The organism is Asaia spathodeae NBRC 105894, from assembly GCF_025994195.1.
GTDB classification, from domain to species: Bacteria; Pseudomonadota; Alphaproteobacteria; order Acetobacterales; family Acetobacteraceae; genus Asaia; species Asaia siamensis.
Map to the genome: position 1 here is coordinate 1 of NZ_BAPY01000072.1, position 13025 is coordinate 13025.

Consider the following 13025-nt stretch of genomic DNA (forward strand, 5'->3'; position numbering starts at 1 on the left):
AGAGGGGCAAACTGCTCCAGAAAGGAAGCAGCAAAAAGCACCGCTTTTGCCGCGCTCAAGATAAAAGCCGTCGTTGGTTGCCTCGAAAACAATGAGATAGGCTTCGAGCAGGTGCGTATGAGCCTGTTCAGGCAGGCGAGGAGCTTCCATGAACCTGACCGTCCTGAGTGACGACAAGCAGGTGGTCGCCCACCCATTCTGCCAGAAAGACAGTCTCCAGATCATGCACGCTCATCGAGCCCAGCTCGGCTTTGAGCCAGTTTTCGTCGCGTTCGAGGATCTTGAGTTCTTCTTCCAGAATTTCGCCGCGAAGAACCAGGAAGCGTGAGGGTTTTTTAGCCTCTTCCTTCATGATGACGCTGACATGGCCTGTGGTTTCGATCTGGGCAAAGTCGATATTGTCGAAGCTGAAGATATTCTGCATACGCAAAGCCGTTGCGATGTCCTTCATGTCGATACGGCTGGCGTTTTCCTTGAAATTGTCGACCAGAAAACGCCCGTTGCGAATAATGGTAATGGGCTCGCCAATAGTGCGTTTGCGCAGGCCCGGAATTTTGCGCGAAAGCCCGTTGAACAGCGCCATCAGGGCAATGCAGAGGATCAGCAGCGCGATGTAATGCAGGATGGGCAGCTTGTCGTTGTAGAGAATGCCCCCCACGACACCGCCCAGAATGAAATTCCCTACCAGATCGACCGAGGTCATCATGGCTATCTGGTTGCGCCCGGTGACATTCAGATAGGAAATGATCAGGGCAAACCCGATAACGAGCTTCAGAATGACCCAGAGATAGAGGGTGATCACGCGAATCCGGTCCTTTTCATTGGCGGTATGACGACTTCAACAGCCTCGGCCAGATCGGGTTGCTAGTGAATACGTTACATTAAAAAACAGGTATCGAAAGAGCCTGATTGCTTGTCAGCTCTTCAGGCAACGTCCTGATTTCAAAAAACAACCCGATCACCCTTTGGCATCCTTTGCTGCACCTCATGGTGAAACCGCCTTATCGAATGGTTGTTCCTGTTTTGTTCTTATGATACGGGCAAAATTGAAAGGGGGGATCACCATGAAAGACAGACCGGGCATGGCCATGCTGCGCGACCGCGTGGCACGTATCGAGCAGCGCTATCACAAGCCATTGGCGGCTCTTTATCTGAAGACGGGTCTGCCCCTTGTCGATGAGGCCCTCAAAGGCGGCCTGCGTCGTGGCGCGATTCATGAGTTCATGGGGGAGGGGCATGATCAGATGCTTTGCGCCCGTCCCACACAATTCGTGGCAAAAATCCTGGCGCAGGTGACCGGCCCAGTGATCTGGGTGATGCCGCCGGATGCGGCTCCGCTGCTGGCGGGGCTGCAGCAGACGGGTCTTTCGGCTGAGCGTCTGCTCTGCATTGAGGTGCATCCGGCGCGTATGGCGGCCACGATAGAAGACGTGTTGCGCAGTCAGGGCGTGGCGGCGGTTGTGGCAGATCTTTCGACCCCACTCTCCCTGACGGCCTCGCGTCGTCTGGCTCTGGCTGCCGAGCCCTCCGGGGTGACCGGTTTTCTGCTGCATCGTCATCAGCAATTCGTGCCGCCCAGCGCCTGCTGGACGCGCTGGCGTGTGGGCGCCGTGGCGTCTCCCCCGATCAGAATGGGGCAACGCGCCCTTTTATCCTTTGCCGAGAATTTCTCGCTGGCCCTGTTGCGCCACCGGGGTGGCGATGCCCTGAACTGGAGGATCGGAACGGATCATGTCCCGCCGTCTTCTTTCTCTCTGGCTGCCGTATTGGCGCACGACGCTCTGGCACAAGGCGCACCCGCAGCGCGATCCGGCCTTGCCGCTGGTTCTGTATGGCCGGGAAAAGCAGGAGCGGAAAATCGTGTCTGCCAATGAAGCGGCTCTTCTTTGCGGCATTCAGCCGGGGCAGATGCTGGCCATGGCGCGTAGTCTCGTTCCCGATCTCGCATCAGAGCCTGTGGCGCCGGAGCGCGATGCGCAGGCGCTGCGTCGGCTGGCTGAGTGGTGCCGCCGCTTTTCGCCGCTTGTCGCGGTCGATGCTGCGGATGGGTTATGGATCGATACGACCGGCTGTGCCCATCTGTTCGAGGGAGAAAGCGCCATGCTGGTGGCCATGGAAGCGACCCTGGCGGCTCATGGTCATCAAATACGGGCTGCTATCGCCGATACGGCAGGGGCAGCCCATGCTCTGGCCCGTTTCGGGTCCGAGACGCTTACGGTTCTGTCTGGGGAACATCTTGTTCAGGCGCTCGATCCGTTGCCCATAGCGGCGCTGCGTCTGACACGCGAAGAAAATGACCGCCTGCATGGGTTGGGCATCACACGGATTGCCGATCTGCGTGACGTCCCACGTGCGGCCCTGACGCGTCGCTTCGGTGTGGAACCGGCGCGGCAGCTCGATTATGCGCTGGGCCGACAGAAAGAACCGCTACGCTTCGACCATCCGGTCGTGGCGCTGCAGGCAACGCGCCATCTGCTTGAGCCGATCGGTACGGCAGAGAGTATCATGCAGGTGATGCAGGTACTGACGCAGGAAATTGCCTCTTTGCTGCAGAAGAAAGGGCTGGGTGCGCGGCGGTTCGATCTGGTCTGTTATCGTGTCGATGATATGACGCAGGCGACCCGTATCGGGACCTCTGCGCCGGTCAATGATCCTGAACGTCTGTATCGACTGCTGCAGGAACGGGTTGAGACGATTGACCCCGGTTTTGGCATAGAGCGTATGAGCCTGCTTGCAGAGCAGGCCGAGCGCTGCGTGCCGGTGCCAGTAGCGGGCGATCTGGCCGGGTCAGGACAGGAAGAAAAAACACAGATTCTCGACTTGCTGGCAGAACGTCTGCGCAACAGGGCTGGCCTGCATGCCGTTTATTATCTGGGCGAGAGCGATGCCCCCTTTCCTGAAGCGGCGCAGCAGCGTCTCGCTGCGCCGTCAGACATGAAAACTCCCTCGCTCTGGCCGCGTCCGACAAGGGTTTTTACCCAGCCTTGCCCGATTGTTCCACCAGATCTGGCAGAGGATTTCAGCCCGAAACGCTTCAGATGGTACGGAAAGACACTGTCAGTATGCGGGGCAGATGGGCCCGAACGGCTTCATGGTGCCTGGTGGCAAAACCCGTCACAGGCTGGCGCCATACGCGATTACTGGATTGTCGAAGTCGAAAGCGGCGAGCGCTTTTGGCTTTTTCGCAATGGCGATGGGGTGCATCGCTGGTCTGGTGACGGGGCGTGGTTTGTCCACGGATTATTCTGATGACGTGGGAAAGCCTGCCCCCCGACGACGCCCTGCGTCCCGCTGATACCGCAGATATTGCCGAAGCCCTGATCCATGCATTGCGCTTTGACGGTCGCCGCCGTGTGCATGATGCGGATGAGTTGATGGCAGGTGTTGTGGCGGCGCGTCTGGTAGCGCATCTGGTGCGCTGCGGCTTTGTGCTTATGAAGCGTGGCGCCATTGCCCCCCATGACACAAGCAATCATCGGCACCCGCTGGCCACCGATGAAGTGTCATGACCACCCCGCTGCATGTCACCTCCTATTATTCGTTTCTAAGAGGGGTGAGTGCGCCTCATGAGCTGTTTTCCGTCGCTCATGCGCAAGGGCATCATGCGCTCGCCCTGACTGATCGCCATTCCGTAGCCGGAATGGTACGTGCGCATGATGCAGCCAGACAAAGCGGCGTCAGACTGATTCCCGGCTGCCGTCTGGATCTGACGGATGGTACCATTCTGTTGGCCTACCCGATGGACCGCATTGGCTGGGGGCAGCTTTGCCGTTTGCTGACCCTTGGTCACAGGCGCGGGCAGCGTGAGGTCTTTTCTCTCGCCTGGCAGGATATCGAGGAGGCAAGCGACCGGCTTGTCTTTATCCTGCTGCCGGATCTGCCCGATGCAAAGGTTCGGTCAGCCCTGCGTCGTCTGGGCCGTCTGACTGGCAGGCGTGTCTATTGTGGCCTGTCACGCCGCAGTCAGGCCGCAGACTGGCAGCGTCTGGGCGCCTTGCAGGATCTGGCAGCCGAGGCAGGGATCGCCACGGTCGTGACGGGAGATGTGCTGTATCACGAGGCGCGTTGTCATGTGTTGCAGGATGTCGTGACGGCAATCCGTGAAAACTGCACGCTTGAAGGTCTGGGCGCCCGACGCGAGAAACATGAAAGCCGCATGCTGTGTTCTCCCGCGCAGATCGCAGCCTCATATGAGGCCTTTCCCGATGCGCTGGGCCGCATTGCTGAGATCGAGGCGCAATGCCGCTTTTCGATGGATGATCTGTGTTATCAATACCCCCGTGAAACCGACAGGCCAGACGAAACCCCGCAACAGACCCTGACCCGACTGGTACGCACGGCTCTGCCACGCCGCTACCCCGCTGGTGTCAAGGAAGCGGTGCAAAAGCAGATTGCCCATGAGCTCGATCTCATCGCCTCTCTGGATTATGCGCCTTACTTCCTGACCGTGCACAGCATCGTGCAGCATGCGCGCGAGTTGGGTATTGTCTGTCAGGGGCGAGGATCGGCAGCCAATTCTGCCATCTGTTATGTGCTGGGCATTACAGCCATCGATCCGCTTCGGTCGGGCTTGCTGTTTGAGCGCTTTATCTCGGCTGAACGGCGTGAGCCCCCCGATATTGACGTCGATTTTGAAAGCGACCGGCGCGAAGAGATCATCCAGTGGATCTATCGTCGCTACGGGCGTGGCCATTCCGCCCTTTGTGCCACGCTGATGCGCTATCGCCCCAAAGGCGCGCTGCGCGAAGTCGGCAAGGTGCTCGGCCTTTCCGACGATGTGCTGGGGCTTGTTTCGAAATATCTTGCCTCGTCTCTGGGTGACCCCGTCTTGCTCAAGGCGCGGGCCGCCGAGCTGAATCTCTCCCTGTCAGACAGGGCGCTGGCACTCACCTTGCGTCTTGCGGGCGAACTGGTGGGCATCCCCAGGCAGCTTGGCACCCATCCGGGTGGTTTCGTGCTGACGCGTGATCGCCTTGATGAACTGGTGCCCATTCAGCCAGCCGCCAAGGAGGATCGTCAGATTATCGTCTGGGACAAGGACGATATCGATATCCTGCGTTTCATGAAGGTAGATGTGCTGGGGCTGGGCATGCTTGGCTGCCTGCGTCGTGGCTTCGACATGCTGAAGGATTATCGCATTCGGCATCTGGACATGAGCTCCGTCCCGCCTGAAGACTCCGAGACTTATGCCATGATCCGGCGTGCCGACACGCTCGGCACGTTCCAGATCGAGAGCCGTGCCCAGATGTCTATGCTGCCACGCCTCAAACCCAGGACATTCTATGATCTGGTGGTGCAGGTCGCCATCGTTCGTCCCGGCCCCATTCAGGGGGACATGGTGCATCCCTATCTTCGCCGCCGCGAGGGGATCGAGACGGTGGATTATCCGCAGCCGGCGTTGGAGGAAATTCTAGGCAAGACGCTTGGCGTGCCGCTGTTTCAGGAACAGGCCATGCAGGTAGCCATCAAATGCGCGGGCTTCACGCCCGGTGAGGCCGACCAGCTGAGACGTTCCATGGCGACATTTAAATTCACGGGTGGCGTTTCGCATTTCAGGACCAAGCTGATCGAAGGTATGGTTGCCAATCACTATGATCGCGATTTTGCTGAACGGACGTTCCGTCAGCTTGAAGGCTTCGGCTCCTATGGTTTTCCTGAAAGCCACGCGGCGAGTTTTGCGCTGATTGCCTATGTCTCGAATTATCTGAAATGCCACCATCCCGATGTGTTCTGTGCAGCATTGCTCAATTCGCAGCCCATGGGATTTTATGCGCCTGCCCAGGTGGTGCGTGATGCGCGCGAGCATGGTGTGACCGTCCATGCCATCGACATCAATGCCTCGCGCTGGGACTGTTGTCTCGAACCTGACCGGGGCAAGTCGACGCTTGCCGTGCGTCTGGGGTTTCGCTTTGTGAAGGGCCTTTCGAACGAGCATGCGGCGAGACTGATTGCCAATCGCTTTCCGGCTTATGATTCACTCGATGATGTCTGGCGACGTGCCGATATTCCGGTTTCCGCCCTTGAGGCTTTGGCAGCGGCCGATGTTTTTCGTGCGCTTGGCCTCGACCGGCGGGCTGCTTTCTGGGCCATAAAAGGATTGGCCGATACGGTATTGCCGCTTTTTGCCGCAGCAGATCGCAAGCTGAACCGCCCGGGACCGGAGGTGGTCGAGCCCGATTATACGCCTCGCCCCATGAGTGAGGGCCGTGAGGTTGTCGAAGACTATAATATTCTGGGCCTGACTTTGCGCCAGCATCCGATGGCGTTTCTGCGCGCGCAACTGGCAGCGCGTGGCATGATCACCTGCGCTGATCTGCGCGTTCTGCGCGATGGCAGCCGCGTGGTGGTGCCGGGTCTGGTGCTCATGCGACAGCGCCCTGGCACGGCCCATGGTGTGATGTTCATGACGCTGGAGGATGAGACCGGTACAGCCAATATCATCATCTGGAAAGACCGCGCCGAAGCCCAGCGTCGCATCGTGATTGGCGTCAATGCCGTGGCCTGCCATGGGCTCCTGCAACGTGAAGGAGAAGTCATTCATGTGGTGATGCAGCGTCTGGAAGATCTGACCCCTCTGATGCGTGATATTGCGGCATCAGAAAATGAAGTGGGTGCAGTGGCCCCCAGATTGAAAGCGCGTGATTTTCATTGAGATGGCGGCAGGAGAAATAATGACCTGACCAGCTTCGAACCTGCTGGCTCAAAAGAGCCAGGCAATCGTGACGATCATCAATGACCATCTCGAAATGGCTCAGGATCGTCGCGCCAGAGCGCCCTGAGTTCCGGTTGCGATATGCTGCACATACTCGCTGATGCTGATGAATTGATGAAGGTTCTGGCGAGTAGAAGCGGGCGCGGTGCAAGGGAGAAGGTGCTGGCTTCTCAGTCATGAGGGAAGTGGTGAAGGGGAGGCTCCAAACCTTCAATACAGCCTGTTTTTGCAGGGTCTTGCACAAGAGCACCCTGTGCAGGCACTGTCATGCCATGCGCTTTTTCCTGCCTTCCCTGACACTTCTTTTTCCCGGTCTGGCAATTGCCGCCGCGGTGCCGAGTCCTGCCGAAATTGTTGTCCAGGCACCCGACTCTGCCTGGCATGATGTGTCGCCAGAGCGTCTTCTGGTCATGAAAATGGGTGATGGCGGCCGGGTCGTGATCGAGCTTGCGCCTGAATTTGCCCCCGTACATGTCGCCAATGTCGTGCGTCTTGCCCGGTCACATCAGTGGGACCGGGGCGCCATTATTCGTGTGCAGGATAATTACGTGGTGCAGTGGCGTGTGCACGATGAGGCTGCGCCTTTACCCAAGGGGTTTGTTACGCAGCCGGCTGCTGAATATGAGCGCCCTCTGGCCGGGCTTGATTACATGACTCTGCCTTACCCTGATCCCTATGCCGCACAATCTGGCATTGCTTCCGGCTGGCTTGTCGGGCGCGAGGGCGAGGAAATCTGGCCAGCCCATTGCTATGGCGTAGTCGGTGTCGGTCGGGAGATGCCCCCTGACACCGGAGACGGGCGTGAACTCTACGTGGTCAATGGCGAAGCACCCCGCCAGCTGGATCGCAATCTGGCCGTTGTCGGACGCGTGCTTGAGGGCATGGAGCATCTGGGCGCGCTACCTCGCGGGACAGGGCCGCTCGGGTTTTATGCTGATCCGCGCCAGAACGTTACGATCGAGAGCGTGACACTTGCGGCCGACCTCCCGGCATCTCTCCGGCCTGTCATGCAGGTCATGCGAACGGACAGCCCGTCTTTTCATGATTATCTGGCAGCCCGCGCCGCACGGCGTGATTCCTTTTTCGTCCGTCCGGCAAAAGGCGTAGCGCTCTGCAATATGCCTGTTCCGGCACGGGAGAAAAAATAAGCTTTGCTCCTGCAAAATCGCTTCGACAGAGGATGTCACGCAAAATCGGGTCGTATGGGATGAGATGCTTCTCGCTGACATGATGAGGGCAAAGTGCTTGCCTTGTGCCGTCTGACCAAAGCCCTCAGCCTCTGGAGGCGGCAGAGAAAAGCGAGGGTAATGAGAGGGCCACATTTTACGAAGGTTTAAAGCATCAGCGTGAGGTCTCGTGGGCAGAACATGATGGCTGTGGCCAAACTGATAGCCGAGAAATACACGGGTGGGCTTCGAGCCTGGCGTGTCGCGACACGGTGCCGTCTCCTGTCTCTGTGCTTGTCACAGCTCAGGCTTGTTGTGAGGAATTATTGGCCCGGCATGTAAAACATGGCCCCTTTTTCCAAATACTTCGAAAAAGCTGAGTCAGTTTTCTCCTTTTGGGGGCAGAACTTTGCAAGCTGGCCTCGCAGCACGTGATTCACGCAAGAAGTTATACTGGATATGAAGCCACTCTTCTGGGTAGGGTTCAAAATCCTCGGGGTGATGAGAGGTATAGGCTTCACAGCCCAGGAATTCGTGGTATCTCACCATGGTTTCAAAATGACTGCGGCCTTTTATCTCGGAAATCTTTATAGCGCTTTCATCAAGAAGGGCTCTGAAAGCATCACCCATGGGGCCACAAAGACAGAGGCCTGGAAGCATCTGTCCATTCTCATCAGGTTCGAGCCATATTTCGTGGACAAGCGACATGTCTGTGCCTGTAATAGGTACAGAATGAGTGCTATCGGCCGCATCCTTTTCGATTTCGGACTCTTTGTCGGTATTGTCGAGCGGGAAGGTCAATACAGATATCTCCTGTGAAGAAGAAATTCCATGCAATACCCGACTATTGCGTGGCCGCAAACTCTACGCTTCCTTGCTTGAGAACGATGTACGGGACGACGGGTGAACTGCGCCGAATGGCACAGTCCGTGCTCTCACGCCTGGTCAACCCTCCGAAATCTTTGCCGACGATCCAGGCACCGATCAAAGTGGTAAGCCACTGATGCAATGGTCGAAGCGGTTGTCGCCTTTAGGTCAGCCTCCGCTGAAAACCGGAACGGAAGGACGCGTGCGGTGGGCTGCCGAGAACGGTATCATGCGGCATGCCGTCTCATCCCATAATGTATGGCGAAAAAGCTCTCTGAAGGCTTCGCGCAAACCCAGAATCTTGACGTCGTGAAAGACTCCATGGGCGTCATGGCATGCGGCAAGACGATAATTGGGAATGCCGGGGGCAGCGTGATGGATGTGGTGCAGCCCGATATTACCGGAAAACCAGTTCAGCCAGCCCGGCAGCCGAAGGAAAGAGCATCCCGTCAGCGCGGCTTCGAATGCACTCCACTGTTCATCCCGCTCCCAGTGAACCCCTTCGAATTTGTGCTGGACCAGAAAAAGCGCGACGCCGATGATTGCTGCCGGATAAATGACACCAAACGTCAGCAGGGCCGTCAGGGTGATACTGAAATGCCAGGCCAGCCCACCGTAGAGAAAGAGAATACAGAGATTGGTTGTGTGCACCCCCAACCGTTCGATCCGCCATGATCGAGGCGTGTCGAACGGAATGCGATAGACAAGAAAGAAAATGACAGGCGGCATGACAAGAAGCGTGAAAACCGGGTGTTTCGACAGGCGATAGGCGAGCCGCTTTCCGGCTGACATCGCGTAATATTCCCGCACGGTTGTGCAGTCCGAATAGATGTCGGAAAGGCGCCCCCGGCTTTCGATATTGTTCCAGTCGCCGTGATGGGCGGCATGGTGGCGGCGCCAGTGATCGAATGGGGTAAAGGTCAGAAGGGAGCATAATCTCCCTACGGCCCGATTGGCCCGGCCGGATCGAAACAGGGAGCCGTGTCCACAATCATGCTGCAGGGCAAAGCTGCGTATCGCCAGCCCACTCGCCAGAGGCAAAAGCAGCAATACCAGATAGAAACCATGCGCGACGCCGAGATACAAAGCCGCATAGCACGCGATCAACCCACCGATCGTCGATACGGATTGGAAGGCGCTGATCCTGTGATCAGGGGACTGGAATGTCTTGATTGAGCGGATATCAGCCGCGCGGCAGGGGAGGAGGGTCGTTTCTGAAGCGATCGATTGCGTCATGGGGCTCGGAATGATGATTTTGCGAAGAGCCCCAGACTGCCTCAGACAGGCATGAGATCACAGACCCGTGATTGTTAAAAAAGACCAATCCAGTCTCATTTATGTAACCGGAATGGGTCATTTATATGAAATATGGAAAAATCGGGTCGCAGGATCCGCTCCGGGGGGATCCTGCTGGGCTGATCCGCTGCCTTACGCCCTGCGCTGGTTATAGACATCCACACAGACGGCACCGAGCAGAACGAGCCCTTTCAGAACCTGCTGATAATCGATGCCAATGCCCAGAATGGACATGCCGTTATTCATGAGCCCCATGATCAGGGCACCGATCACGGCACCGCCCACGCGTCCGACGCCGCCATAGGCTGACGCGCCACCGATGAAGCAGGCCGCAATGACGTCAAGTTCGAAGCCGAGCCCGGCCTTGGGGGTGGCGGTGTTCAGACGGGCAGCAAAAATCAGGCCACCCAGAGCCGCCAGTACGCCCATATTGACGAAGGTCAGGAAGGTGAGACGTTCGGTACGAATTCCAGAGAGTTTGGCTGCGCGCACATTGCCGCCCACAGCGTAGATCTGCCGCCCGATCGTCGTTCTGCTGGTCACGAAGCTGTAGATGCCAATCAAGAGCGCCATGATGATCAGCACATTCGGCAGGCCGCGATAGCTGGCGATGAGTGTTGCAAGATAAACGATGATACCGAAAACGGCGATATTCTTGCCGATGAAAAGTGGCATCGGTTCGACTTCGATGTCATTGCGCTGATAGCGCGTGCGGCTGCGCAGCGACGCCATGACCATCGCGCCTCCTACAGCGATGCCGAGAAGGAGGGAGGTCAGGTTGTAATGACCCAGTTTTGGCAGGAATTCGGGAATGAAGCCGGATGAGAGCTTCTGGAAGACTGTCGAGAAGGGGCCAAGAGACTGACCGCCCAGCAGCGCCAGAGCCAGCCCCTTGAAGACGAGCATGCCCGCCAGGGTAACGATGAAGGAAGGGATCTTGAAATAGGCAATCCAGTAGCCCTGCGCTGCGCCGATCAGCGCACCTGTCGCAAGGCAGGTCAAGGTGGTCACCAGAAAATTGCAGTGCAGCTGCACCATCAGCACTGCGGCGACCGCGCCGGTAAATCCGGCCACGGAGCCGACAGACAGATCGATATGGCCTGACACGATCACCAGCAACATGCCAAGCGCCATGACCACGATATAGCTGTTCTGAAGCACCAGATTGGTGAGGTTGAGCGGGCGCAGCAATGTCCCGTTGGTCATGATCTCGAAAAACAGGCTGATCGCGACCAGCGAGATGAACATGCCATAATCGCGCAGATTATTGCGTATGAAACGCCCCATGGCGCCATGGCTGCCGCCCGGTGTCTGGCCACTGGGTGCATTGCCGGAGGGTTTGTCTTTGCCGGGGGCGGTATAACCGCCCGGAGTCAGAACGTGTTCGCTCATCTGGGTCACACTCCCATGGCGAGGTTGGTCGCCTCGCTGGGTATGGAGGAAATGGGGAGGGGTGTGCTGGTGCTGCGGATAATGGCGCGCATGATCTTTTCCTGCGTGGCGTCTTCACGGGTGAATTCACCGACAAAGCGCCCTTCATTCATGACGCAGATGCGGTCGCAGATACCGAGTAGTTCAGGCATTTCCGAAGAGATCACCACGCAGCCACGACCGCTATCGGCCATCTGCTGGATCAGGGCATAGATTTCGTATTTGGCCCCGACGTCGATCCCGCGTGTTGGCTCGTCGAGAATGAGCACATCAGGATTGGTAAAGAGCCATTTCGAGAGGACGACTTTCTGCTGATTGCCGCCCGAAAGTCTGCCAGCCGCCTGCTGCACGTCGGGCGAACGGATGCGCATCTTGTCACGATAATCCTGGGCGATGCGCAGTTCAGCAATTTCGTCGATCACCCCGTTTTTTGCGATACCACGCAATTCGGCAAGCGAGATGTTGTGGCGAATTTCATTGTTCAGATGCAGACCCAGCTCTTTGCGGTCTTCGGTCACGTAAGCGAGGCCCGCCCTGATGGCCCGGCTGACTGTCGAAACATCGACAGGCTTGTCGTGCATCGTCACCCTGCCGCTGATGCGGGTACCGTATGAGCGGCCGAACAGACTCATGGCAAATTCCGTACGCCCCGCGCCCATCAGCCCCGCAATGCCGACGATTTCTCCGGCGCTGACATGGAAATCGACATGGCGAATGACCTGCCTGTCAGGATGGAGCGGGTGCCATACCGACCAGTCTTCAACCGTCATCAGCTTCTCACCGATCTGCGGTGTATGGGCAGGATAGCGATGTTCGAGATCGCGATTGACCATCAGCCGGATGATCTGATCCTCATCGGCAGGGCCATTGCGGCAGTCGATCGTGCCCACACTGCGCCCGTCGCGTAGCACTGTGATGCGGTCTGCAACGCGGGAAATCTCGTTGAGCTTGTGAGAGATCAGGATGGAGGAAAGCCCTTCCGCCTTGAAGGCCAGAAGCAGGTCGAGCAGAGCCGCACTGTCGCGTTCATTGAGGCTGGCGGTCGGCTCGTCGAGGATGAGCAGGCGCACTTTTTTCGAGAGCGCCTTGGCGATTTCGACAAGCTGCTGTTTGGCTACCCCGAGATGGGTGACAAGGGTTTCGGGGTCTTCGGTAAGACCGACCTGACGCATCAGATCCCGGGCGCGGGTTCTTGCCGTATCGCGATCAATCACGCCGTAACGGCCCGGCGGATGGGTGATGAAAATGTTTTCCTGCACGGAAAGAAGCGGGATCAGCGCCAGTTCCTGATGAATGATGATGATGCCAAGTGCTTCGGAACTGTTGATATCGGCAAAGCGGCGTTCTTCACCGTCAAAGACAATTTGGCCGTCATAACTCCCGGCGGGGTAGACCCCGCTCAGGATTTTCATAAGTGTCGATTTGCCGGCGCCGTTTTCACCGCATAGCGCATGAATTTCGCCCGGTTCGACGGAAAAGCTGACATCACTCAAAGCTGTAACGGGGCCGAACCGTTTCGCGATGGTCTTCATTTCAAGGATCGGGTTCATGGC

General features: G+C 57.7%; 10 protein-coding genes. 5 read left to right on the top strand and 5 right to left on the bottom strand.

All coding sequences use genetic code 11. The features are described from left to right. Positions 1 to 127: 127 nt before the first annotated feature. The gene (locus AA105894_RS13810; RefSeq protein ID WP_267312273.1) at positions 128 to 802 is read right to left on the bottom strand and encodes a DUF421 domain-containing protein; all 675 of its coding nucleotides are present in this window, start codon (positions 800 to 802) and stop codon (positions 128 to 130) included. Positions 803 to 1064: 262 nt separating this feature from the next. Here AA105894_RS13810 and AA105894_RS13815 point away from each other — a divergent pair, with 262 nt between their 5' ends. The 5 genes from AA105894_RS13815 to AA105894_RS13835 all read left to right on the top strand — a co-directional run bounded on the left by AA105894_RS13815 (position 1065) and on the right by AA105894_RS13835 (position 7860). Then, positions 1065 to 1874, top strand: a complete 810-nt coding sequence (locus AA105894_RS13815; RefSeq protein ID WP_267312274.1) for an ImuA family protein — start codon at positions 1065 to 1067, stop codon at positions 1872 to 1874. Continuing rightward, entirely contained in the window at positions 1861 to 3249 is a 1389-nt protein-coding gene (locus AA105894_RS13820; RefSeq protein WP_267312379.1) for a Y-family DNA polymerase, read from the top strand. The genes AA105894_RS13815 and AA105894_RS13820 overlap by 14 nt, the downstream gene beginning before the upstream one ends. Next, positions 3249 to 3509: a hypothetical protein gene (locus AA105894_RS13825; RefSeq protein WP_267312275.1), complete on the top strand. Its 261-nt coding sequence runs from the start codon at positions 3249 to 3251 to the stop codon at positions 3507 to 3509. The genes AA105894_RS13820 and AA105894_RS13825 overlap by 1 nt, the downstream gene beginning before the upstream one ends. Continuing rightward, entirely contained in the window at positions 3506 to 6652 is a 3147-nt protein-coding gene (locus tag AA105894_RS13830) for an error-prone DNA polymerase (RefSeq protein WP_267312276.1), read from the top strand. The genes AA105894_RS13825 and AA105894_RS13830 overlap by 4 nt, the downstream gene beginning before the upstream one ends. A 332-nt stretch (positions 6653 to 6984) precedes the next feature. Next, positions 6985 to 7860, top strand: coding sequence for a peptidylprolyl isomerase (locus tag AA105894_RS13835; RefSeq protein ID WP_267312277.1), 876 nt, complete (start codon positions 6985 to 6987; stop codon positions 7858 to 7860). Between the two features lie 399 nt (positions 7861 to 8259). On the opposite strand, the gene AA105894_RS13840 is transcribed toward AA105894_RS13835, so the two are convergent. The 4 genes from AA105894_RS13840 to mmsA form a co-directional block, all read right to left on the bottom strand. Next, positions 8260 to 8679, bottom strand: a complete 420-nt coding sequence (locus AA105894_RS13840; RefSeq protein WP_267312278.1) for a hypothetical protein — start codon at positions 8677 to 8679, stop codon at positions 8260 to 8262. Positions 8680 to 8913: 234 nt separating this feature from the next. Continuing rightward, the gene (locus AA105894_RS13845) at positions 8914 to 9981 is read right to left on the bottom strand and encodes a fatty acid desaturase (RefSeq protein WP_267312279.1); all 1068 of its coding nucleotides are present in this window, start codon (positions 9979 to 9981) and stop codon (positions 8914 to 8916) included. 192 nt (positions 9982 to 10173) lie between these two features. Beyond that, positions 10174 to 11433, bottom strand: coding sequence for a multiple monosaccharide ABC transporter permease (gene mmsB, locus AA105894_RS13850; RefSeq protein WP_306414316.1), 1260 nt, complete (start codon positions 11431 to 11433; stop codon positions 10174 to 10176). A gap of 5 nt (positions 11434 to 11438) precedes the next feature. Then, positions 11439 to 13022, bottom strand: coding sequence for a multiple monosaccharide ABC transporter ATP-binding protein (gene mmsA, locus AA105894_RS13855; protein ID WP_267312280.1), 1584 nt, complete (start codon positions 13020 to 13022; stop codon positions 11439 to 11441). Positions 13023 to 13025: the final 3 nt, after the last annotated feature.